22 protein-coding genes and 1 tRNA gene are annotated in these 23,013 nt (G+C 64.8%); 10 read left to right on the top strand and 13 right to left on the bottom strand.

Going from position 1 to position 23,013, the window contains the following annotated elements:
- The first annotated feature begins 23 nt into the window (after positions 1-23).
- From HZZ13_RS26895 to HZZ13_RS26855, 9 genes are all read left to right on the top strand, one after another.
- Positions 24-638, top strand: a complete 615-nt coding sequence (locus HZZ13_RS26895) for a ribonuclease D (RefSeq protein WP_197962503.1) — start codon at positions 24-26, stop codon at positions 636-638.
- A 163-nt stretch (positions 639-801) separates the two neighbouring features.
- On the top strand, positions 802-1,533 hold the full coding sequence (lptC, locus tag HZZ13_RS26890) for an LPS export ABC transporter periplasmic protein LptC (protein WP_197962502.1): 732 nt from the start codon (positions 802-804) through the stop codon (positions 1,531-1,533).
- Positions 1,534-1,538: 5 nt separating this feature from the next.
- On the top strand, positions 1,539-2,246 hold the full coding sequence (locus HZZ13_RS26885; protein WP_197962501.1) for an LptA/OstA family protein: 708 nt from the start codon (positions 1,539-1,541) through the stop codon (positions 2,244-2,246).
- Positions 2,247-2,482: 236 nt separating this feature from the next.
- The gene (gene lptB / locus HZZ13_RS26880) at positions 2,483-3,496 is read left to right on the top strand and encodes an LPS export ABC transporter ATP-binding protein (RefSeq protein ID WP_197962500.1); all 1,014 of its coding nucleotides are present in this window, start codon (positions 2,483-2,485) and stop codon (positions 3,494-3,496) included.
- An 89-nt stretch (positions 3,497-3,585) separates the two neighbouring features.
- Positions 3,586-5,223, top strand: a complete 1,638-nt coding sequence (gene rpoN / locus HZZ13_RS26875) for an RNA polymerase factor sigma-54 (protein ID WP_197962499.1) — start codon at positions 3,586-3,588, stop codon at positions 5,221-5,223.
- Positions 5,224-5,304: 81 nt separating this feature from the next.
- Complete coding sequence (hpf, locus tag HZZ13_RS26870) at positions 5,305-5,910, top strand: ribosome hibernation-promoting factor, HPF/YfiA family (protein ID WP_197962498.1); 606 nt, start codon at positions 5,305-5,307, stop codon at positions 5,908-5,910.
- Positions 5,911-6,135: 225 nt separating this feature from the next.
- Positions 6,136-6,597 carry a PTS IIA-like nitrogen regulatory protein PtsN gene (ptsN, locus tag HZZ13_RS26865; RefSeq protein ID WP_063681444.1) on the top strand — a complete coding sequence of 154 codons (462 nt, stop codon included), beginning with the start codon at positions 6,136-6,138 and terminating at the stop codon, positions 6,595-6,597.
- A gap of 347 nt (positions 6,598-6,944) precedes the next feature.
- The gene (locus tag HZZ13_RS26860; RefSeq protein ID WP_197962497.1) at positions 6,945-8,222 is read left to right on the top strand and encodes an O-antigen ligase family protein; all 1,278 of its coding nucleotides are present in this window, start codon (positions 6,945-6,947) and stop codon (positions 8,220-8,222) included.
- 19 nt (positions 8,223-8,241) lie between these two features.
- Positions 8,242-9,258, top strand: a complete 1,017-nt coding sequence (locus HZZ13_RS26855) for a glycoside hydrolase family 5 protein (RefSeq protein ID WP_197962496.1) — start codon at positions 8,242-8,244, stop codon at positions 9,256-9,258.
- Between the two features lie 102 nt (positions 9,259-9,360).
- Here the strand turns inward: HZZ13_RS26855 and HZZ13_RS26850 are convergent, their stop codons facing one another.
- The 11 genes from HZZ13_RS26850 to HZZ13_RS26800 form a co-directional block, all read right to left on the bottom strand.
- Positions 9,361-10,293 (bottom strand): FAD binding domain-containing protein, encoded by a 933-nt coding sequence (locus HZZ13_RS26850; protein ID WP_197962495.1) that lies wholly within the window; start codon positions 10,291-10,293, stop codon positions 9,361-9,363.
- Positions 10,290-12,977, bottom strand: a complete 2,688-nt coding sequence (locus tag HZZ13_RS26845; RefSeq protein WP_197962494.1) for a molybdopterin-dependent oxidoreductase — start codon at positions 12,975-12,977, stop codon at positions 10,290-10,292. Before HZZ13_RS26845 ends, HZZ13_RS26850 begins: the two co-directional genes overlap by 4 nt.
- Positions 12,974-13,615, bottom strand: a complete 642-nt coding sequence (locus HZZ13_RS26840) for a TetR/AcrR family transcriptional regulator (RefSeq protein ID WP_197962493.1) — start codon at positions 13,613-13,615, stop codon at positions 12,974-12,976. The genes HZZ13_RS26845 and HZZ13_RS26840 overlap by 4 nt, the downstream gene beginning before the upstream one ends.
- 399 nt (positions 13,616-14,014) lie before the next feature.
- The gene (locus tag HZZ13_RS26835) at positions 14,015-14,287 is read right to left on the bottom strand and encodes a BQ00720 family protein (protein ID WP_197962492.1); all 273 of its coding nucleotides are present in this window, start codon (positions 14,285-14,287) and stop codon (positions 14,015-14,017) included.
- 50 nt (positions 14,288-14,337) lie between these two features.
- Positions 14,338-14,763: an Hsp20 family protein gene (locus HZZ13_RS26830; RefSeq protein WP_024338612.1), complete on the bottom strand. Its 426-nt coding sequence runs from the start codon at positions 14,761-14,763 to the stop codon at positions 14,338-14,340.
- Between the two features lie 381 nt (positions 14,764-15,144).
- A complete protein-coding gene (locus tag HZZ13_RS26825) occupies positions 15,145-16,233 on the bottom strand; it encodes a sn-glycerol-3-phosphate import ATP-binding protein UgpC (RefSeq protein ID WP_197962491.1) in 1,089 nt (362 codons plus the stop codon).
- 120 nt (positions 16,234-16,353) lie between these two features.
- Positions 16,354-17,202, bottom strand: a complete 849-nt coding sequence (gene ugpE / locus HZZ13_RS26820) for a sn-glycerol-3-phosphate ABC transporter permease UgpE (protein WP_197962490.1) — start codon at positions 17,200-17,202, stop codon at positions 16,354-16,356.
- A complete protein-coding gene (gene ugpA, locus HZZ13_RS26815) occupies positions 17,202-18,083 on the bottom strand; it encodes a sn-glycerol-3-phosphate ABC transporter permease UgpA (RefSeq protein WP_197962489.1) in 882 nt (293 codons plus the stop codon). Before ugpA ends, ugpE begins: the two co-directional genes overlap by 1 nt.
- Before the next feature lie 49 nt (positions 18,084-18,132).
- Entirely contained in the window at positions 18,133-19,449 is a 1,317-nt protein-coding gene (gene ugpB, locus HZZ13_RS26810; RefSeq protein WP_197962488.1) for a sn-glycerol-3-phosphate ABC transporter substrate-binding protein UgpB, read from the bottom strand.
- 436 nt (positions 19,450-19,885) lie between these two features.
- Positions 19,886-21,091 (bottom strand): CaiB/BaiF CoA transferase family protein, encoded by a 1,206-nt coding sequence (locus tag HZZ13_RS26805; protein WP_246504564.1) that lies wholly within the window; start codon positions 21,089-21,091, stop codon positions 19,886-19,888.
- Between the two features lie 179 nt (positions 21,092-21,270).
- On the bottom strand, positions 21,271-21,696 hold the full coding sequence (locus tag HZZ13_RS26800) for an organic hydroperoxide resistance protein (RefSeq protein ID WP_036009140.1): 426 nt from the start codon (positions 21,694-21,696) through the stop codon (positions 21,271-21,273).
- Positions 21,697-21,849: 153 nt separating this feature from the next.
- On the opposite strand from HZZ13_RS26800, the gene HZZ13_RS26795 reads away from it, so the two are divergent.
- On the top strand, positions 21,850-22,308 hold the full coding sequence (locus tag HZZ13_RS26795; RefSeq protein ID WP_197962487.1) for a MarR family winged helix-turn-helix transcriptional regulator: 459 nt from the start codon (positions 21,850-21,852) through the stop codon (positions 22,306-22,308).
- A 119-nt stretch (positions 22,309-22,427) separates the two neighbouring features.
- Here HZZ13_RS26795 and HZZ13_RS26790 read toward each other — a convergent pair.
- Both HZZ13_RS26790 and HZZ13_RS26785 read right to left on the bottom strand, forming a co-directional pair.
- A tRNA-Ala gene (locus HZZ13_RS26790) sits at positions 22,428-22,503 on the bottom strand.
- Between the two features lie 94 nt (positions 22,504-22,597).
- Positions 22,598-23,005, bottom strand: a complete 408-nt coding sequence (locus HZZ13_RS26785; RefSeq protein ID WP_197962486.1) for a TIGR02300 family protein — start codon at positions 23,003-23,005, stop codon at positions 22,598-22,600.
- Positions 23,006-23,013: the final 8 nt, after the last annotated feature.

Here is a 23,013-nt window from a genome sequence, read left to right as displayed (position 1 = left end):
CTACCATTCGACCCGAGGTTTTCATGACCGTACGACTGCACCGCGGCGACCTGCCCGACCTGTCCCGCTACACCGGAGCGGTGGCGATCGACACCGAGACCATGGGGCTGAACCCGCATCGCGACCGGCTCTGCGTGGTGCAGCTCTCGCCCGGCGACGGCAGCGCCGACGTGGTGCAGGTCCCCAAGGGCCATACCGACGCGCCGAACCTGAAGGCGCTGCTGGCCAATCCGGCCGTCACGAAGATCTTCCATTTCGCGCGGTTCGATATCGCGGTGCTGTACCAGACCTTCGGCGTCATGACCGGGCCGATTTATTGCACCAAGATTGCCTCCCGCCTGACCCGCACCTACACCGACCGCCACGGCCTCAAGGACCTCGTCCGCGAGGTGCTCAACATCGACCTGTCCAAGCAGCAGCAGTCCAGCGACTGGGGTTCCGACAGTCTGTCCGAGCCGCAGCTCGCCTACGCCGCCTCCGACGTGCTGCATCTGCATGCCTTGCGCGAGCGGCTCGACGCCATGCTGGTGCGGGAAGGCCGCAGCCAGCTGGCGCAGGCCTGTTTCGACTTCCTGCCGACCCGCGCCCTGCTCGACCTCCAGGGCTGGGCGGAAGAGGACATTTTCGCGCACTCCTGAAGGCCCTGAGCGGCGGTTCGGCTTGGGGTTGCCGCCCCGTTTCGGACACTTTCGTAACGGCCTGTCGCCGGCTGCATATTCGCCCGGCGCCGGATAGAATGGGGCGCCCCCTCGACTGGATGCGGCGAGCAATACGTCAGGAGCCAGGCAAGTAGGAACCCAGGTGAACTCGGCCCAGAATCCCACCTACGACGCCGCGCTTGCGGCGAAGTTCGCCAGCGCGGCGCGCCACAGCCGCATGGTGCGGATTCTGCGCATCGCGGTGCCGGGTGCGGTGCTGCTGTCCATGGCCGTCATCGTCGGCGTCTCGATCTTCAATCCCTTCCGCATGCTGATGCCGAAGCTGCCGCTCGATTCCGGAAATCTGGTGGTGTCGGGCACCAAGATCACGATGGAATCGCCGCACCTCGCCGGCTACACGCCGGACCAGCGGCCCTACGAGCTCTGGGCCAAGACCGCGACGCAGGACATCACCGATCCCGATCATGTCGATCTCAATGACCTCCGTGCGAAAGTGCTGATGGAGGATCAATCGACCCTGTTCCTCGATGCACGCACCGGCCGCTTCGACAACAAGCAGCAGCAGCTCGATCTGCGCAAGGACATCTTCCTGCGCACCTCGACGGGATATGAGGCGCGGCTGAACTCGGCCTTCGTCGACATGGGCAAGGGCACCGTCTCCTCGGACGAGCGCGTCGACGTCAAGCTGACCAACGGCACGCTGAGCGCGGATCGCCTGCGAATTACCGAAGGCGGTGACGTCATCCGCTTCGAGGGCAATGTGGTGATGCATCTCGACAAGCTGGACGAGCCCGCCGCTGTTCAGCCGCCGCCACCCGAGCCCGCGCCGACGAAGACACGCATGCCCCAGAACAAGTCGGCCAATTCGAAGTGATTTTCATGATGATCCGTTTTCCGCGCGATGCCGTTGTCAGCAAGGTCGCGCTCACCGTAGGCCTCGCGCTGCTCGTCACGGGTGCGGCCCTTGCGCAGAGCACGATGCAGGGCGTGCCCAATGCGATGCAGGGCTTTTCGCAGAACCGCGATCAGCCGATCCAGATCGAGGCCGCCGCGCTCGAGATGCGCGACAAGAAGAAGGAGGCGACCTTCTCCGGCAATGTGAAGGTCATCCAGGGCGACACCACCATGACCTCGAAGACGCTGGTGGTGTTCTATGAGTCCGGCGGCGACAAGCCGGCCGCGCCGCAGCCTGCGGCAAAGGCGAGCAAGAGCGCGCCGATGCAGTCGGCGCAGCCGGGGCCGGGCGGCAGCTCCTCGATCAAGCGGCTCGAGGCGCGCGGCAATGTCGTAGTCACCCAGAAGGACCAGGTGGTGACGGGCGAGACCGCCGTGTTCGACACCAAGACCAACCTCATTACCATGCTCGGGGGCGCGGGCGGCCAGGTGGTCATGACGCAGTGCAAGAACGTGATGCGCGGCGACCGGCTGACGGTCGACATGACCACCGGCGTGTCGCGCGTGGAATCCGACAGCGGCCGCGGCGTTCAGGTCCTGATGCCGCAGGGCGGCAGCAATGATTGCGGCCAGGGCGGCAAGCCTGGCGCGGCGCCGCCCCTGCAATTGCCCGGCGCAAGTAAACAAAAGTGAATTCAACGACTTGGATCGGGTGCTCCCGATCCGAGGTTGAAGCCTGGCGAGCGAGCCTGTATCTAGCGCGCAGGGCTTTCGAAGCGGGGTCCGCCGCTTTTCGGGCGTGTTTCACTGGGCATGAGACATCCCTTCACCCATGCTGCGTCAGCGAATCGCTCAGGCTGGCACGGCAGATCGCGCGGGTTTCGCGCAAGAACGGCGCGCAAGACGACGCACAAGGCTAGAAGGCGGGGATGGTCGATCTCTTCAGCATGTTCCGTCGGCGTCCCGCCAAGCGCGGCCGGCCAGGATTTACCCGCCAGGACATCACTGCGCTCGGTGACAGCGTCGGCGGCCTCGTGCCCAGTCCTGTCAGGGACGCGCCGATTGCGCGCGACCAGCCGCGCGCGCCCGACCAGTTCCAGGGTGATTACGAAGGTGACTACGAGGCCGACTATCAGGCCGAGCCGCGTCCGCAGGCGGTTCATCCGGTCCGGACGGCCGCCAGGTCCAACGGGGCCGGCGGGCCGCAGCTGTTGCAGCGGCCCGGCTTCCTGGCTGTGCATAGCGTGGAAAAGGCCTTCGGCAGCCGCCAGGTGGTGCGCGGCGTCAGCATCTATGTGCGCCGCGGCGAAGCCGTTGGCCTGCTCGGCCCGAACGGCGCCGGCAAGACCACCGTGTTCTACATGATCACCGGCCTGATCAAGGCCGATCGCGGCGCGATCGAGCTCGATGGCCACGACGTCACCAGGCTGCCGATGTATCAGCGCGCGCGGCTCGGCATCGGCTATCTGCCGCAGGAAGCCTCGATCTTCCGCGGCCTCACCGTCGAGCAGAACATCCGCGCCGTGCTCGAAGTGGTCGAGCCCTCGCGCAAGAAGCGCGAGCAGCAGCTCGATTCGCTGCTCGATGAGTTCAACATCACGCGCCTGCGAAAATCACCGTCGATCGCGCTGTCCGGCGGTGAGCGCCGCCGCGTCGAGATCGCGCGCGCGCTGGCGACACGGCCGAACTACATGCTGCTCGATGAGCCCTTCGCCGGCATCGACCCGATCGCGGTCGGCGACATCCAGGATCTCGTCCGCCATCTCACCAATCGCGGCATCGGCGTGCTGATCACCGACCACAACGTCCGCGAGACGCTCGGCCTCACCGACCGTGCCTATATCGTCTATGCCGGGGAAATCTTGACCGAGGGAACCCCGGATGAGATCGTTGCCGATCCGGACGTGCGCCGCCTTTACCTTGGCGAGGAATTCCGCCTCTAGCCCGTTTTTGCGTTTCGTCAAGACGTGTACATCGGGCTCGGACTAGGATAAGCAAAAATCGGACCATCTTTGGGAACGGTTCTTGCTTCATGGCGCTTACGCAGAGATTAGAGTTCCGGCAATCGCAGTCGCTGGTCATGACGCCGCAGCTGATGCAGGCGATCAAGCTGCTGCAATTGTCCAATCTCGATCTCACGACCTTCGTGGAAGAGGAGCTCGAGCGAAACCCGCTGCTGGAGCGGGCCAGTGACGAGGCCCCCGCGGGCGAAGCTTCGGCCGAACCCGGCAGTTACGGCGATTCCGAGGGCGGCCAGGGTGAGGGTCATGGCGACGCCCAGGGCGAGGACGGCTTCGGCGGCAGCGCGGAAGGCTTCGAGCCGGGCCAGGAAGAATGGCTGAGCAAGGATCTCGGCACCCGCGCCGAGATCGAGCAGACCCTGGACACCGGCCTCGACAACGTCTTCTCCGAGGAGCCGGCCGAGGCTGCGGCGCGCAACGCCCAGGATGCCGCGCCGACCACCTATACCGAATGGGGCGGCGGCGCCTCTGGTGACGAAGACTACAATCTCGAAGCTTTTGTCGCGGCCGAGACAACGTTGTCGGACCATCTCGCCGAGCAGCTCTCGGTCGCCTTCACCGCGCCCGCGCAACGCATGATCGGCCAGTACCTGATCGACCTTGTCGACGAGGCCGGCTATCTGCCGCCCGATCTTGGCCAGGCCGCCGAGCGCCTCGGCGCATCGCAGGCCGAGGTCGAAAACGTCCTCGCCGTGCTGCAGAAATTCGATCCGCCCGGCGTCTGCGCGCGCTCCCTTAGCGAGTGCCTGGCGATCCAGCTGCGCGAGCTCGACCGCTACGACCCTGCGATGCAGGCGCTGGTCGAGCATCTCGATCTGCTCGCCAAGCGCGACATCGCGGCGCTGCGCAAGATCTGCGGCGTCGACGACGAGGACATCGCCGACATGATCGGCGAGATCCGCCGCCTCAATCCCAAGCCCGGCATGAAGTTCGGATCGGCGCGCCTGCAGACCATGGTGCCCGATGTCTATGTCCGTCCGGGTCCCGACGGCGGCTGGCATGTCGAGCTCAACAGCGACACCCTGCCGCGCGTGCTGGTCAACCAGACCTATTATTCCGAGCTGTCGAAGAAGATCGGCAAGGACGGCGACAAGTCCTATTTCACCGACGCGCTGCAGAACGCGACCTGGCTGGTGCGCGCCCTCGACCAGCGCGCCCGCACCATCCTGAAAGTGGCAACCGAGATCGTGCGCCAGCAGGACGGGTTCTTCACCCATGGCGTCGCGCATTTGCGGCCGCTCAATCTGAAGGCCGTCGCCGACGCCATCCAGATGCACGAATCCACGGTGTCTCGCGTCACCGCCAACAAATACATGGCGACCAACCGCGGCACCTTCGAGCTGAAATATTTCTTCACGGCCTCGATCGCCTCGGCGGACGGCGGCGAAGCGCATTCGGCGGAAGCGGTGCGTCACCACATCAAGCAGCTGATCGATTCGGAGGAGCCCTCCGCGATCCTGTCGGACGACACCATTGTGGAACGCTTGCGCGCCTCGGGCATTGATATTGCCCGCCGCACGGTCGCGAAGTACCGCGAAGCCATGCGCATACCCTCCTCGGTGCAACGCCGCCGCGACAAGCAGAGTGCTCTTGGTAACGTCCTCTCTACCGCCTTGTCCGATCGCTCCCGCAATCCCGAACCGGCCTGATTGCGCTGGCGCCAAATCGCGCTACTCTCGATGCCCCATCGAGACCGATCCAAGCTGGGCACCAACCAAGCGAGGCATCACATGACTCTCAGAATCTCGGGAAAGAGCATCAGCGTCGGCGAGGCGCTGCGCGGCCGCGTTGCCGACCGCACCGACGAGGTGCTGCGCAAATATTTCGATGGCAATTATTCCGGCCACATCACGCTGAGCAAGGACGGCTTCGGCTTTCGCACCGATTGCGCCCTGCATCTCGATTCGGGAATCACGCTGGAGGCCGATTCAAACGCACCGGATGCCTATGCCAGTGCCGACCAGGCGCTGCTGATGATCGAGAAGCGGCTGCGGCGCTACAAGAACCGGCTCAAGGACCGCTCCGCGCGCAAGGCCCATGCCGCCTCCGAGGCGATGGCGGCGCTCGACGCCACCAGCTATGTGCTGGAAGCGCCCGGAGAGGGCGAAGAGGAAGTCACCGGCTACAGCCCCGTCATCATCGCGGAGCAGACCACGTCGCTGAAGCGGCTCTCGGTCAGCGAAGCCGTCATGGAACTCGACCTCAGCGGGGCACCCTGCCTGGTATTCCAGCATGGCTCGTCCGGCCGGGTGAACATCATTTACCGCAGGGCGGACGGCAACGTGGGCTGGATCGACCCGCCGGGAGCCAAGGTGGACGGCCAGTCCGGTGGCTAGGCCCGCCAGCCGGCACCCGCACCGGCCCTTAACAATGACGGGGGCAAAGCCGCACGCGGGAGTTGGCACCGGGATTGCGTTGGAGTAGAAGCCCCCCACATCTGGACTTGGCAGGACTTGGGGCTAAGTCCGCCTCCTGCTTCATGTTATTGACGCCGGCCGAGCTTGGTCTATCAAGCTGGCCAAATCGGAACCTGACGGTTTAATTCACCTCGGAAAGCTTCCATGCCGATTACCGATCTGGTCGCACCCGAGGCGATTCTCCCGGCATTGAAAGTCAACAGCAAGAAGCAGGCGCTGCAGGAGCTCGCGGCCAAGGCCGCCGAGCTGACCGGACAGAACGAGCGCGCGGTGTTCGAGGTGCTGCTGCAGCGGGAGAAGCTCGGCACCACCGCGGTCGGTTATGGCGTCGCCATTCCCCACGGCAAGCTGCCGAAGCTCGAGAAGATCTTCGGCCTGTTCGCGCGGCTCGATCGTCCGATCGATTTCGAGGCGATGGATGGCCAGCCGGTCGATCTCGTCTTCCTGCTGCTCGCCCCCGAAGGCGCCGGCGCCGATCACCTCAAGGCGCTCGCCCGCATCGCCCGCCTGCTGCGCGACCAGGACATCGCCAAGAAGCTCCGCGCCTCGCGCGATGCGCAGGCGATCTACTCGGTGTTGGCACTGCCGCCGGCGACGGCAGCGTAACTTTCCGTCCTTCCCGCCTTGTAAGGGCCCGATCCTGTCTGGCACCCGATTGTGAGGGCAGCGTCCCGTCATGCCAGCTTGATCACAAAGGTAGAAGGTACGACAATCTTCCCGCTTGAGACGCACGGCACATTGGGCGGCGCCAACATCCGCTAAGAGTCGTGAGAAGCTGTGGACTGAGCGGACGTGACTGGGAATGGAATGACGCCGTTGCGCCTCGCGGCCGCGGCGGGAGAACGGCCCTGGGAATCAGGCCTCGACCGGCCGATACCCGCGGCAGGCGCGCGTGCGAAGGCGCTCGTGGTGCGCGGTGTGGGAAGCTCCGCCGTGCTTCAGGCGGTCAGCTCATGACCAGCCTGCACGATTCCGAAGAGGATGACGGCGCGATTTGGCAAGCGCCCCGCGTCGGCGTGGAAAAGCTCGCCAGAAACGTGATGCGCGGCTCGATCACCGTCAACGTGATCGCGTCGATGGGTGTCTTCAACCCCGCGCTGCTTCCCGCAGAATGGAGCTTTGTGCAACAGGCCATTGCGCTCTTGATGTGGGTCGTCCTGATCTATGCCAGTGCGTTCGTGCGTCCCTGTGTGCGCGTGCAGCCCAATCCCGATTTCATCGCGCTGCTCGCATTCTATGCTCTCGCCGCTGTGTCCGTGCTCTGGACCGGCCTCGCCGCTGCGGCGATCATGAAGAGCGCGGCCCTCGTGATGACGACCTTCGGAGCCTACTGCCTCATCACGCGGATCGACATCGACGAGATCGTCGGAGCGACGGCGCTGGGGCTCTTCATGTTGGTTGCCGCCTCGGCCCTGTGTGCGGTCTTCGTGCCCGAGATCGGCGTCGATCAGAGCTGGATGCACAACGGCCAGTGGCAAGGGATCTACGAATCGAAGCAGACCCTCGGCTTCATCAGCGCCTACCTGATGTTCTTTGCCTGCTATCGGAAGATGACGGGCCAGGGCTGGATTGCTTTCCTCCTGATGTTTCTCCTGGCATCGACATGCGTCATCGCCTCGGAATCCCGTGGTGCCGGCGCCGTCGCCATTGCCGCCGGTGCATTGCTCGTGACCTCGATGTGGTCGATCCGCTGCATGAGGATTTACGCGGTGCTGCCGGTCGTCATGTGCATCCTGGCTGCGCTGCTGATCCTGTATTTCTACGTCACGGGGTACGATTCCATCCATCTCGGCGAATCGACCATCAATTTGACCGAACGGACCTTCATTTGGCAGTACGCCATCGGTCATTTCAACGATGCGCCGCTGCTGGGCTTCGGCATCAACGGATTCTGGACGCGCCCTGCGATTTACGACTATTTCAACCAGAACCATGGCTGGGTGCTGGACAATTATCATAGCGGCTACATCGCGGTGGCGATGGAAACCGGATTCCTGGGCTACGTGCTGTTCGTCGCGAGCGTCTATCTGTTCTCGGAAAAGGTCCTGTACCTGATCGCCACGCGGTCGATCGACCGTCGTCATTGCGCTCTCATCATCGGATTCGTCGTCCTTAGCTTTCAATCGAATTTCACCGAGACGATGTTCCTGCGCTCGACGATGTTCACCTCGGTACTGCTCGTCGCATTCTTCTTCGCAGTGTGCCGGCCGGTGCCGCAACAAGGCTCGTAGGAATGATGGAGCAGGCAGGATGAATGCCATCTGCGTCCGCCGGCCGATAGCTTTCGGTGTCGCACTGGCGCTGTCCGTGTTTGCGATCTGCTCTCCAGCGGCCGCAGCCTCGCAGGCCCACGCGCTCCCAAAATTGGGGCGCGGCATCAACATCCTCGGCTATGACGGCATCTGGGCGGGAGGCCGGAACGCGCCATTTCGCCTGGACAACCTCACTGCGATCAGGCGCGCCGGGTTCTCGCACGTCCGGATCAATTTCTTCGGCTTCAAGTTCATGAATGCGGAGAATTCGCTGGATGAAGCCGTCTTGGGGCGGCTCGACGCCGTGATCGAGGAGGTGCTCGCCCGAAAGCTCATCCCCATCCTGGATGAGCACGATACCCATGTCTGTCAGCGCGACGTCTCCGCGTGCGCCGAGAAGCTGAAAGCGTTCTGGACGCAAATCGCCGCGCGCTATGCCGGAAAATATCCGAGGCTCGTCTTCGAGGTGCTCAATGAGCCGGGCGGGCTGATGACCTTTGCCGCCTGGAACGCCCTTCTGAACGAGTGTCTCGGCATCATCCGCGCCACCAACCCGCGGCGGCCGGTGATCGCGGCGGTTCTCAACGTCGATGAGATGCCGGTCGAGGACCTGGTCCTGCCGCCAGATGACCGAAACCTCATCGTCACGTTTCACTATTACGCGCCGATCCGCTTCACCCATCAGGGCGCGCCGTGGTCGCCGACGTTCTCGAAAATCGGGCCGCTCGATTGGGGCACGCCGGAGGACGAGCAGAAGGCGCGCGCCGATTTCGACAAGATCCGGTCCTGGTCCGAAAAGGAAAAACGTCCGATCTATCTCGGCGAGTTCGGCGTGTACGAGGCCGCACCAGCCGAAGCCCGGACGCGATATCTGTCGTTCGTGGCGCGAAGCGCAGAGCGGCTCGGCTGGGCCTGGGCCTACTGGCAGTTCGACCACGATTTCGCTGCCTTCGACGGCACGCGCCAAGCCTGGAGGCCGGAGATCATCCGAGCGCTGATTCCGGCCGGGCGCTGAGGCGGGAGGCTTTTGGAAGTTGAGCTTGGTCACGCCGGGCTGTGTCCGCAAGCTCGTCGCTCCAGGCGTTGGCTACAGCGGCTTCGCGGCGTGCGCGTCCAGCTAATCCGAAAGCCGCTCCAGCACGTCGCGCACCAAGCCTTGCAGAAGATCGAGCTTGTAGGTCGTCATCGGCAATGGTTTGGCACCCGAGCTTGCCGCTTTCGCCGCTTCTGCGATCGATGCCGCATTGGCAATCTTGCCACTGAGCTGGTCTTCCGCGGCGGTGAGGCGAAGCGGCACGGGCGCAACGCCGCCTGCAGCGAGACGCACGAGCTCGAACTTGCCGCCGGCGATCACGACGCGGGCGCAGAGTTCCGCCAGCGGCCATTCCGCATAGGTCCGGCTGATCGCCCGCTTGTAGGAAGCGCGCTCGCCTTGAAGCGGAGCAGGAAGCGCAATGCTCTTGATCATCTCGCCTGCTGCGAGCGTATGATCGGCGTGCGAGATCGAGCCGTCGCCGAGCAGGTCGGCAATCGTCAATCCGCTGCGCCGGTCCGTGGTGATGGTTGCATCATAGGCGAGTAGAGCCGCCGCCATGGTCGAGGGATGCGGCGCGACGCACGGGCCGAGATCGAAGGCAACGCCATAGAGATGATTGCCGGACCGGGCAGGGCAGGTGCTGCCGCTTTTCTTCAGGCAATCGATGTCGGCCCGGCGGAAATACCAGCAGCGTGAACGCTGCGCGAGATTGCCGCCGAGCGTTGCAACCTGGCGGACCTGTGGCGTGGCAAGCCCTTGCGCGCTCGCCGCAAGTCCGGGATAGGCAGCGGCGATGCGCGCGTCGGTCGCGATCGCGGCGATGGTGGTCAGCGCCCCGATCCGGGCTGCTCCGTCGGCGTCCCAGGTGATCGTCTTGTCGCCGGTGGCCGAGATATCGATCAGCATTCCCTGCGACACGCCGCTGCGGCGGCGTTCGCTGAGGTCGGTGCCTCCAGCGCGGAATTCAGGCGTGGGCTTGGCAGTCGGCTTGGCGGTCATGACGGCGACGCTCATGCTGCATCCCTCCCTTTCAGCGCGGTCAAAAGACGATCGGGCCGGAACGGAATTTCGGTCAGTCTCACGCCGATCGCATCGCGGATGGCGTTGGCGATCGCGGGCGAGGTCGGCACGGTGGCGACTTCGCCGATGCCGACGCTGCCGCCCGGCACATGCTCGAAACCGGCCTCGTCGAAATGCACGTCCAGTTTCGGCATGTCGGCAATCCCCGGTATGCGGTAATCCTCCATGCTGCCGCTCAGGACGTGGCCGCTCGAGGGATCGGTCTCCCGCGACTCATAGAGTGCGTAGCCGATGCCCTGGATCACCGCGCCTGCGGCCTGGCTGCGCGCCAGCGTCGGCGCGGCGAGCTTGCCGACCGCAAGGCCCGTATAGGCGTTGAGCACGCGCACATGGCCGAGCCAGGTATCGACCTCGACTTCCATCACCTGCACCGAGCTCGGCACGCCGGCGCCGACCACCATGTGGGTCATCAGCCGCAGCACCCAACCGAACACCCGGCCCATGATGCCCGCTTCGTGCAGCGCGGGCCTGACGCCGGGTGGCGGCTTGCCGTCCTCCTGGCGTCTCGCCGACACGGCGATATCAGGGGAAGCCGCGATCATCTCGCGCCACGGCGCGTTCGAGCCCGGAGCAGGTGTGCGAGACGCGGTGCGCTTGATTTCCGCTTTCAGCTTGTCGATGGCGAGCAGGGTCGGCGGCACCACCGAGGCGGTGACGCGGCTGCCGCCGGAGCCCGGTCCGGGCGGCAGGTTGGAGCGGCCGATGCGAACTTCCACATCCTGCGGCTCGAGATCGAACGCCTTCGCGACGGTGTTCGCGATCACGCTGCGCGTGCCCGTGCCGATATCCTGCACCGCGCAGCTTGCGACGATGCGGCCGCCCTTGATCGCGAGTTCGACCGAGGAGCCGGTCTGCCAGAGATAGAGCCAGTAGCCGGTGGCGACGCCGACGCCGCGCCGGTAGCGGCCGGTCTGCGAGGCGGCCGGCTTGCGGTTCTTCCAGACGTCGAGGCCGGCAGCCCAATCGTACAATCGCTGGCGGTTGGGATCGGGGTCCCAGAGCTTGCGCAGCTGAATCGGATCGACCTTCATGCGCAGCGCCGCCTCGTCGACCGCCTGCTCCAGCGCAAACGACATCGGCGGACCGCCGGGGCCGCGGAACGGCGCGCCGGGCGGCAAATTGCTGAGCACGTCGAAGTCGACGAGCTCCTTTGCCTCGGCCGGATAGATCAGGCGCGCCAGGCCGGCGATCAGCGAGTTCACGGCGGCGCCGGTATCCGCCTGGGCGGTGAGCGACAGCGCCTTGAGGCGGCCCTCCGCCGAAGGCAGCAAGGACAGCTTCAGCTCGGCGGCCGGACGATAGCCGGTGACGGAAAGCTCCTCTTCACGATCGAAGGCGACACGCACCGGCGCCTTCGCGGCGCGCGCAAGCTCGATCGCGGCGATGGTCTCCAGCCCAACGCTGCCCTTGGAGCCGAACCCGCCGCCGACGTGATCGGCGATCACACGCACCTTGTCGTGCGGCAGGCCATAACGCTTGGCGATCTTCTCCATGCTCTCGTGAATGGCTTGGGTCGAGATGTGCACAATGAGCTGATCGCCATCGAACCTGGCTACGGCAGCATGTGGTTCGAGGCTTGCGTGCTGTTGCGTCGAGACGCGGAAGGTCTGCTCGACCAGCAGCGGATTGCGCTGCTGGCGCGCCTCGTCAAGCCAGCTCCTGGCCTGCTTGGCTTTTTGCGAGAACGGCGCCGAAGGCCCGCGCACATTGCCCTTCCACGACACCGGAGCGCCGCCGGCACCCTCGGATACGTTGCCGGCACGCTTACGGTCCTTCTTTTCGAACACGACGGGCGCATCGTCGCGTCGCGCTGCATCGAGCCCGATCACGGCGGGCAAAGGCTCGGGTTTGAAGTTGATCGCGGCGATGGCCTGCAGTGCGGTGCGGCGATCCTTGGCCGCGACGGCGGCAATCGGCGCGCCGACGAAGCGGACCATGTTGTCGTCGTCGAGCAGCGGAACGACCGCGGCAACACCGGCAATGGCGCGCGCCGGTGCCAGATCGAGCCCGGTGATCCTCGCATGCGCGACGTGCGCGCGCAGGATGACGCCTTCGAGCTGGCCGTCATGGTGAATGTCGACCGTGTAGCGGGCCAGTCCCGTCACCTTGTCGCGGGCTTCCAGCCGCGGCGCGATGGGATCGATGCCGTCGAAGCGGCCCGAGCATGCTTCGGCGACGGCGCGATAGATGCCTTCATAGGCGCCGCAGCGGCAGAGATGTCCCGATAGCGCGGCGGCGATCTCCTCGCGCGAGGGAGTCGCCGCGCCCCTGGTCGCGCGCCAGCTGTCGTGGAAGGCGGTGGCTTCGACGACGAAGCCGGGCGTGCAGAAGCCGCATTGCAGGGCGTCGTGCGCCATGAACGCCTTCTGCACCGGATGCAATCCGGCGGCTCCGACGCCCTCGATGGTCGTCAGCGATTTGTCGGCGGCGGCCTGCGCCGGCAACAGGCAGCTCACGACGGGCGTGCCGTCGAGCAGCACAGTGCAGGCGCCGCAGACGCCGGAGCCGCAGACGAGTTTGGTGCCGGTGAGGCCGCCATCGCGGATCACGTCGATCAGGAGCGCATCCGGATCGTCGGGCAGCACCAGAGGCCGTCCATTGATGGTCGTGGTGGTCATTTTCGAACTCCCGTTTTGCGTAGGGACTTCTTTGCGGACGGCGCCATCGCGCCGGCGATCAGCATGCGCAGCATGGTCTCGAGCTGTTTCAGGAACGCGTCGACCGGCTGCATGGAAGGGAAAGCGGATTTGGTGCCGTGGATCGCCATCTCGACACACCGCGCGAGCTCGCTCACGCTGACGCCGCTTTCGAGCGTGAGCTTACGCTTGCGGCACACCCGAGCGATCGTGGTTGCGATCTCGTCGGCGAAACGATTGGAATAGCTCTGGTAGAGGTCGCGCGCCTGCGCGAGGTGCTCGGAAAACAGCTCCTCGGTATGGGGCGAGTCCTTGAGCGAAGCGAGCAGCGACTGCATTCGCGCGCCGATCTCGGCGACCAGGATGTCGGCAAGCTCGAGGCCCGCTTCTTCCGCCGCCTTCGCTGCCGCGATTTCGGCAGCGAGCCCCTGCTCGTAGATCCGCTCGAGCACGGCGCGAAACAGCGCCTCCTTGGAGGCGAAGTGATGATAGAGCGCCTGCCGCGTCAATCCGGCTTCCTCCGCCGCCTGCTCGATCGAGGAGCGGCGGAAACCGTGGCGCCGGAACACGCGCAAGGCGGCGTCGAGGATACGGTCCTGGGGAGGGGCCTTGGCCTGCATTTTGTCAGATTTGACAAATACGAATGAATTGTCAAATCACGGATTGATGAGGGTCTCGTGCGCAAGAGCCAAGGCCGCCCCGCGCGCGGGCGGGGGACATCGCGTTTGAATTTTGCAGAGGTCGTCATGCCCGGGGCTTGCCCCGGGCATCCACGTTCTTTGTGCTGCGTGGAAAGGCGTGGATGGCCGGGACAAGCCCGGCCATGACGCCGTCGACACAGTCGGTGCCCTTAGCCACATCTGATATAGGCGACAGCCCTGTCGCACGCGGGCGGGGCCGTCGCCGAACTCCCGCTGGCCGGCGATGGCGACGCGAAAACATCACCTCTCAAATGAAAACGGGCACGCCTTCTTGCGAAGGCATGCCCGTTTGAAACCCTATTCGTGCGACGCGTGCGCTTAGTGCACGCTCACTGCTTGCAGCTCGTTGCTCCAGGCGTTGGCGATCGCGGCTTCGCGGCTGTCGGTCAGCATGATCGGCGTGCCGTCGGCGGCGTGGAGCGCGAAGAGCTTGAGGCCCGGCGCAATCTTGGGCGCCTCGGGGAACAGGTCCGGCACGTCCTCGGAACGGATCTGCTTCACATAGGCGATATGGCCTTCGCCGAGGGTTGCCAGCGTCTCCGGAGAGACGGATCTGGCTTCGTATTCGAACGCAACGTGACCTTCACTCATGGTCTCGACTCCTCTGGAACACTAAGCGGTCGAGTCCGCTACTCGTTCCATTATTCGTGCTCATTGATAGCGATTGTCTTAACGATCCGCTCCGGTTCAGGCCGGGCCAGATCGATCGACAACAGCCCGTTCTTCAGATCCGCACCCAGCACCAGCATCCCCTCTGCCAGCACGAAGGTGCGCTGGAAGTGGCGCGCGGCGATGCCGCGATGGATGTATTGCCGGGTCTTGTCGTCCTGCTGCCGCCCGCGGATCACGAGCTGGTTTTCCTCAATGGTTACATCGAGTTGGTCGCGCGTAAATCCGGCGACCGCCAGCGTGATGCGCAAACGCTCGGGCTGGCCGTCCGTGCGGTCGCACCTCTCGATATTGTAGGGAGGATAACCGTCGGCGCCTTTGACGACCCGATCGAGCACGCGCTCGATCTCGTCGAAGCCCAGCAGGAAGGGACTGGAGAGCGTTGGAACACGAGACATAGTTTACAAAGTCCTCGCAGAAGCGACTTTGGTGTTTCAGGGCCCGCGCGCGGCACCCCTTGGTCAGCAATATGGGCATGTTCCCGTGTGGTTTCAAGGACGTAGCGGGGAGGCTGTGGACGGGCCGATTCCACCGTCAATAGGCTCGACATAGCCTCAGCTGCGTCATGGCCGGGCTCGTCCCGGCCATCCACGACCTTGCTCGCGGCACTGAGAACGTGGATGCCCGGGCCTTCGCCGCGCCGAAGCGGCTTCGGCCGCGCAGGCGGGACAAGCCCGGGCATGACGAAATCGCGAGAAATTTCTCCAACGAAAACAAACCCCCTTCTACTGTGCATGGGGTTGTTTTCGCACTTTTGTTGTCTGGCTCTTCGGAAGCCGTCAGGCCTCGATCCGCTTCCGGCCGTCGCCGCTGAACAGATGCAGCTTGGCCCGCACCGCCGCGACACGGATTCTCGCGCCGATGGCGGGGGCGCCGGTTCCGGGGATGCGGACGATGACCTCGCCGGGCGGCAGCTCGCCGGGCGTGGCGGCGACGTGCTGGTCCTCCTGCTCGCGGGAGCCGTAGACGAAGGTCTCGGCGCCGACGCGCTCGATGGCTTCCACGGTGAGCGGCAAGGCGACGCCGCCGGCCGGCGTCTCCTCGGTGATGACGAAGTCCTCCGGGCGGATGCCGAGGATGCCGGCATCGGCAGCATTGCTGCCGGCGAGCTGCGAGCGGATCTCCTCGGGCCGCGTCGACATCAGGTTCATCGGCGGTGCGCCGATGAAGGAGGCGACGAAGGTCGTGGCTGGTTTCTCGTAGATCTCGAGCGGATTGCCGATCTGCTCGACCTGGCCGCCATTCATCACCACGAGAATGTCGGCGAGCGTCATCGCCTCGAGCTGGTCATGGGTGACGTAGATCGACGTCGTGTTGAGCCGGCGCTGCAATTTGCGGATCTCGACCCGCATCGCGATGCGCAGTTTGGCGTCGAGGTTGGAGAGCGGCTCGTCGAACAGGAACACTTTCGGCTGGCGCACGATGGCGCGGCCCATGGCGACGCGCTGGCGCTGGCCGCCGGAGAGCTGGCGCGGCTTGCGCTCCAGCATCGGCGCGAGTTCGAGGATACGCGCAGCTTCCTCGACGCGGGTCTTGATCTCGGCCTCGGCCATGCCGCGGTTGCGCAGGCCATAGGCCATGTTGTTGTAGACGCTCATATGCGGATAGAGCGCGTAGTTCTGGAACACCATCGCGATGTCGCGGTCGGCGGGCTCGATTCCGTTGACGACGCGGCCGCCGATGTCGATCTCGCCGCCGGTGACGGTCTCCAGCCCCGCGACCATGCGCAGCAGCGTGGACTTGCCGCAGCCGGAGGGGCCGACCAGCACGCAGAACTGTCCGTCGCCGACATCGACGTCGACGCCCTTGATGGCCTCGAAGCCACCGGGATAGGTCTTGCGGACGCTGCGCAGGGTGACGTTAGCCATTGCGCGCTCCGCTCGCGCGAGTGGCGAATAAGGAGTGGCGAATAGTGAAGCGGCGTGAAATGCCGCAGTCGTTCAATCGTTGGCGTCCCATTCGCCGTTCGCTATTCGCCATTCGCCCCCTCACTTCTCCGTCTCGACCAGGCCGCGCACGAACAATTTCTGCATGGCGACGACGACGAACACCGGCGGCAGCATGGCCAGCACGGCGGTTGCCATCACGACCGGCCATTCGGTCAGCGCGTCGGTGGTGGTGATCATCTTGCGGATGCCGATCTGGATCGTCTGCATGTCGTCGCGCGTGGTGATCAAGAGCGGCCAGAGATATTGATTCCAGCCGAGGATGAACAGGATCACGAACAGCGCCGCCATGTTGGTGCGCGACAGCGGCAAGAGCGTATCCCAGAAGAAGCGGAAGGGGCCGGCGCCGTCGATTCGTGAGGCTTCCAGGAGCTCGTCCGGCACCGTCATGAAGAACTGGCGGAACAGCAGCGTCGCGGTGGCCGATGCGATCAGCGGCAGCGACAGGCCGGCATAGCTGTCGAGCATGTGCAGATCGGCGACGATCTTGTAGGTCGGATAGATGCGGACCTCGACCGGCAGCATCAACGTGATGAAGATGAGCCAGAAGATCGACATCCGGAACGGAAAGCGGAAGTACACGATCGCATAGGCCGAGATGATCGAGATCGCGATCTTGCCGACCGCGATCAACAGCGCCATCACCAGCGAGTTCAGCATCATGTGGCCGACCGGCTCGCGCGTCGTGCCGCTCGTGCCGACGAAGATGGTCTGATAGTAGGTCTTGAAGAAATGACCGCCGGGCAGCAGCGACATCTGCCCGTTGGCGATCACCGCGTTGTCCTGCGTCGACGCCACGAAGGCGAGATAGACCGGGAAGGCGACGACCGCGATCCCGATCCAGAGGACGATATGGGCAATGTAGCGCCGAAAGCCTTCTTCCTCGACCATCAGTAGGTCACCTTGCGTTCGACGAAGCGGAACTGGATGCCCGTCAGCACGATCACCATGATCATCAGGATCACCGATTGCGCCGCGGAGCTGCCGAGGTTTCCGCCGAGCAGGCCGTCGGTATAGACCTTGTAGACCAGCGTCTCGGTCGATTTGCCGGGGCCGCCGCGGGTCATGGTGTCGATGATGCCGAACGTGTCGAAGAAGGCATAGACGATGTTGACGACCAGGAGGAAGAAGATGGTCGGCGACAGCAGCGGGAAGATCACGGTCCAGAACCGCCGCATCGGGCGGGCGCCATCGATCGCAGCCGCCTCGATCACGCTTCTGGGGATGCTCTGCAGGCCGGCGAGGAAGAACAGGAAGTTGTAGGAGATCTGCTTCCAGGCGGCGGCCAGGATGATCAGCGCTGCGGCCTGGTCGCCGTCGAGCAGCGGATTCCAGTCGATGCCCAGCGCCCGCAGGTAGCGCGAGAGCACGCCGAGCGAGGGATGCAGCATGAAGATCCAGAGCACGCCGACTACGGGCGGCGCCACCGCATAGGGCCAGATCAGCAGCGTGCGGTAGAGCATCGAGCCGCGCAGCGGCTTGTCCGCCATCACGGCGAGTAGCAGCGCGAACGACAGCGACGAGACCGCGATCGCGAACGAGAAGAAGAAGGTGCGCAGGATCGCCTCGAAGTAGGCGCGCTCCCTGAACAGCTCGAGATAATTCTCGAACCAGACGAAGCTGGTCGACAGGCCGAAGGCGTCCTGGAGCAGGAAGGACTGGATCACCGCCTGCAAGGCCGGCCAGTAAAAGAAAATCAGGACGACCGCGAGCTGCGGCGCAACCAGCGCATAGGGCAATAGCTTCGACTGGAAAATGGCTTGCTTTTGCATGATGCCCGCGGGGGCGGCAGGCCGGCTGACCGGCCTGCCGCTTGTCGCCTTACTTCACGGCGGTCTTTTCGAACTGGCGCAGCATGGTGTTGCCGCGCTCGACGGCCGCGTCCAGCGCCTGCTTGGCGGTCTTCTTGCCGGCCAGCGCCTGCTCGATCTCCTCTGCCCAGACATCACGGAGCTGCACCATGTTGCCGAGGCGCAGGCCGCGCGAATTCTCGGTCGGCTCCTTGTTGGTCAGCTCGAGCAGCGGCGTCTCGAGATAGGGCTGATCCTTGTAGAAGCCCTCGGCCTTGGCCTTCTCATAGGCCGCCTTGGTGATCGGCAGATAGCCCGAGGCCTTGTGGATGTAGACCTGGCGATCGGTGTCCGAAAGGAAGGTGAGGAATTTTGCGACGCCCTTGTACTCCTCGGCCGCCTTGCCGCCCATCACCCAGAGCGAGGCACCGCCGATGATCGAGTTCTGCGGCGCGCCCTTGGCGTCCGGATAATAGGGCATCGGCACCGCGGTGAAGGCGAACTTGGCCTGCGCCTTGACATTGCCGAAGAAGGCCGACGAGGTCAGGTAGAGCGGGCATTCGCCCGACGTGAAGCGGCCTTCGCCGGTGTTGGTGCGCCCGGCATAATCGTAGGTCTTGTCCTTCTGGAGCTCGACCAGGTTTTCGAGATGCTTGACCTGGAGCGGTCCGTTGAAGGAAAGCACGGTGTCGAAGCCGTCGAGGCCGTTGGCCTTGGTTGCCAGCGGCACGTTGTGCCAGGCGGACAGCTGCTCGAGATTGACCCAAGTGACCCAGGAGTTGGAGAAGCCGCAGGTGGCGTGGCCGTTGGCGCGGAGCTTCTTGGCCGCCTCGAAAACTTCCGGCCAGGTTTTGGGGATCTCGACATTGGCCTTCTTCAGCTCGTCGAGGTTGACCCACATCACCGTCGAGGACGAGTTGAACGGGAACGAGAGCATCTCGCCCTTCGAGGTGGAATAGTAACCGGTGATCGCGGGCAGATAGGCCTTGGGGTCGAACTTCTCGCCGGCGTCCTGCATCAGCTTGTAGACCGGCTTCACGGCGCCGGTCGCCGCCATCATGGTGGCGGTGCCGACCTCGAACACCTGCATGATGTGCGGCGCGTTGCCGGCGCGGAACGCGGCGATGCCGGCGTTCATCGTGTCGGCGTAGTTGCCCTTGTAGGTCGGGATCACCTTGTAGTCGCTCTGGGTGGCGTTGAAGTCGTTGGCGAGCTTGACGATGACGTCGTTGTTGGCGCCGGTCATCGCGTGCCACCACTGGATTTCGGTCACGGCAAGTGCCGGCGAGGCGCCGAGACCGGCCGTGAGCGCGACAGCCGCCGCCGCGCCAAAATGTCGAAGAGCCATCAAGAAAACCTCCCTTGCCCGTCACTAAAGAAGCGCTTGCGCTAGCAGCGCCATATGACGTTCACATGACTGTGTAAGCGGCAGAAACGAAAGCAGCAAGCGCTGCCAAATGGGAAGCCGTCAAATAGGCGAAGACGGAGCGGTCAGCCGACTCCGTTCGCGCTGCACAGGCACGCGCGCGCCGCAGTGCGGCATTGGACATGTGAGTTGATGACCGGGCCGCAGGCTCGAAAACCTCTCCCGCTCTTGTCCGCCGAAGCCTTGGCGAAGGCGGATGCGGGAGAGGTCGACGCGTCCGGGCGATGCGAAGCATCGTCCCGCGCGTCGGGTGAGGGCTTTCTCCTCTAGGGGATTGTCCCGTTGCGGAGAGACCCTCTCCCAGCCCTCCCCCGCAAGCGGGGGAGGGAGCGCACCGGCGCTGCCGCTCGATTGCGTTTTAGCGTTTCCGCTCGGGACCGCAGACCGTGCCTTTTGCGACCATCCCGTCGATCTCGGCCTTGGAGTAGCCGAACTCGCCCAGCACCTCGGCCGCGTGCTGGCTGAACTTCGGCGGCACGCGGCGCAGGCTCGGCTTGCTGCGCTCGAGCCGGATCGGCGAGGCCACGCCCTTGTACCAGTCCTTCTCGATAATATCGCCGCGGTAGATCGTGTGCGGGTTGGTCAACGCCTGGTCGATCTTCTGCACCGGCCCCGCGGGCAGGCCGGCCGCGAGCAGGCGATCGCACAGCGGCTCGGCCTCGTGCTGGCTGAACACGGCGGCAAGCTCGGCGCGCAGCGCCTCGCGATTGGCGATGCGGTCCTTGTTGCGGGCAAAGCGCGGATCGGTGCCGAGCTCGGGCTTGCCGATCTCCTTGGCGAGCTTGCGGAAGGTGCCGTCATTGCCGACGCCGATGAAGATGTCGTCGGTCTTGGTCGGGAAGATCGCATAAGGCACGAGATTCGGATGCTCGTTGCCGGTGAGGCTCGGCGGCTTGCCGTGCATGAAATAATTCGCGGTATGGGGATGCATGATGGCGAGGCCGGTCTCGTACAGCGTCGTCTCCAGGAACTGGCCCTTGCCCGAGCGCTGCCGCTCCGACAGCGCCATCAGGATGCCGATCGCCGCATAAAGTCCGGTGGTGATGTCGACCAGCGGCACGCCAATCCGCATCGGCCCGCTCTCGGGCGAGCCGGTCGCCGCGATCATGCCGGTCATGGCCTGGATGATGGCGTCGTAGCCGGGATTGCCGCCGCGCGGGCCGTCGGCGCCGAAGCCGCAGATCCGGCAATGCACGAGGCGCGGGAATTTCTCGCGCAACACCTCGTTGCCGATCCCCCATTTCTCCAGCGTGCCCGGCTTGAAATTCTCGATCAGGACGTCGGCGGTCTCCAGCATCTTGAGCAGCACAACGCGGCCGCCTTCGGAGGCGAGGTCGAGGCCGATCGAGCGCTTGTTGCGGTTGATGCCGACGAAATAGGCCGCGTCCTCCTCGTGGAACGGAGGGCCCCATTCGCGCACCTCGTCGCCCGCGGGCGGCTCGACCTTGATGACGTCGGCGCCGTGGTCGGCGAGGATCTGGGTGCAGTAGGGACCGCCGAGCACGCGCGTGAGATCGATGACGCGCAGTCCGGTCATGGCACCTGTGGCCGCTTCAGAACTCATACCGTCGCTTCCCCTGTGTCGCTCGTTTGATCACAGGCCTAGCGAGGTTTGTTTGCGCCAGCAATGGCGCCGAGCGTGGAGCCGTATGCGCCGCCGTGCAGCCATGCCGCGAGGTGGCAAATTCGGTCGAAAGCGGCCGGCCCGAGGGGGATCCCGGGCCGGCCGATCCGCGCTGCCGATCAGACCACCGTCAGGCGAACGTCGACATTGCCGCGCGTGGCATTGGAGTACGGGCACACCTGGTGGGCCTTCGCGACCAGCGCCTCGGCGTCCGCGCGAGCGAGGCCCGGCAGCGAGACGGCAAGGTCGATGTCGAGGCCGAAGCCGCCCTCGGAGCGCGGGCCGATGCCGACGGTGGAGGTGACGGAGGCGTCCGCGGGCACCTTCGGGCCGCCCTGCGAGGCCACGAACTTCATCGCGCCGATGAAGCAGGCGGCATAGCCTGCCGCGAACAGCTGCTCCGGATTGTTGCCGGCGCCGCCGCCGCCGCCGAGCTCCTTCGGCGTGGTGAGCTTGACGTCGAGCGCGCCGTCGAGGGTCGCAGCATGGCCGTCGCGGCCGCCGGTGGCCTTGGCGCTGGTCTTGTAGAGGACGTTCACGGACATTTTCGTCTCCTCGGTCTTTCCGGGTTGGGTGCGAGCTTTATCGCAGACAATTAGATTGTGCGCAATCGAATTTGCTGCGGCTCACATTTAATTGTTCGCAATTGAATGTCCCGCCGGCCGGGCCCAGAATGGGTGAAACGCGAAAGATTCGTCATGGCCCGGAAATCAACGGCGGTAGACCCGCTTCGCCTCGACAACCAGATCTGCTTCGCGGTCTATTCCGCCACGCACGCCTTCAACCGCGTCTACAAGCCGCTGCTCGATCGGCTCGGCCTGACCTATCCGCAATATCTGGTCATGCTGGTGCTGTGGGAGCGCGACGACGTGCCGGTCAAGGAGATCGGCGAAAAGCTGTTCCTGGATTCGGGCACGCTGACGCCGCTGCTGAAGCGGCTCGAGGCCGCCCATCTCGTCAGGCGCACCCGCTCGCGCGAGGACGAGCGCCAGGTCCTGATCGCCCTGACGCCGCAAGGCCATGCGCTGAAGGAAAAGGCGCGCAGCGTGCCGCAGTCGATCCTGGCCGCGTCGGACTGCTCGGTGTCGGAGCTGTTGGCGATGAAGGACGAGATCGTCGCGCTGAGGGATCGGCTGAATGCGGTGATCGGGGAGTAGGGGGCTTTCGTTAGAGTCCGGCGTCGCCCTTCGGGCTACGCCGCGGCAGCCTTCGCTAGCTTCGCTACGACAGAACGACGCTGGCTTGCCCAGCCGAAGCTCGCGAAGCGAGCGAAGGCTGGTGGAGCCAGGCGGGATCGAACCGCCGACCTCTTGCATGCCATGCAAGCGCTCTCCCAGCTGAGCTATGGCCCCTTAACCTTAGACGGGGTGAACCTGGTTGATCACCCCGGACCGGCGAGCCTTTCGACTCGCGCGGTGCACCCTTTTTCACAGATCAGGGCTGATCTCAAGTCTCTTCGTCACCGCCGACATCACCAATGATGTCGGTCACGTCCTCATCGCCCTCTTCCTCATCGGCAATGAAGGTCGAATCGTCGTCATCATCGTCGTCGATGGTCTCGTCGACCTCGATATCGTCCTCCGATTCGGGCACGATGGCCTTGACCTTGCCGGTGTTCTCCTCGGCATCGGCCTCCTCGAGCGAGACCAATTCTTCGGCCTCCGCCGGCTCCGGCGCGTTGTCCTGGGCCATGTTGCGGGCCTCGGCCCCACGGGGCCCGCGGGCAGGAGCGACCGGGGCGATCGGCACCACTTCGCCGGTATAGGGTGAGATCACGGGATTCTTGTTGAGGTCATAGAACTTCTTGCCCGTGGTCGGGCAAATACGTTTGGTTCCGAGTTCGGACTTGGCCACGGCAGGAA

It is taken from the genome of Bradyrhizobium agreste, from assembly GCF_016031625.1.
GTDB classification, from domain to species: domain Bacteria; phylum Pseudomonadota; class Alphaproteobacteria; order Rhizobiales; family Xanthobacteraceae; genus Bradyrhizobium; species Bradyrhizobium agreste.
This window is presented reverse-complemented; position numbering and strand designations above follow the sequence as displayed.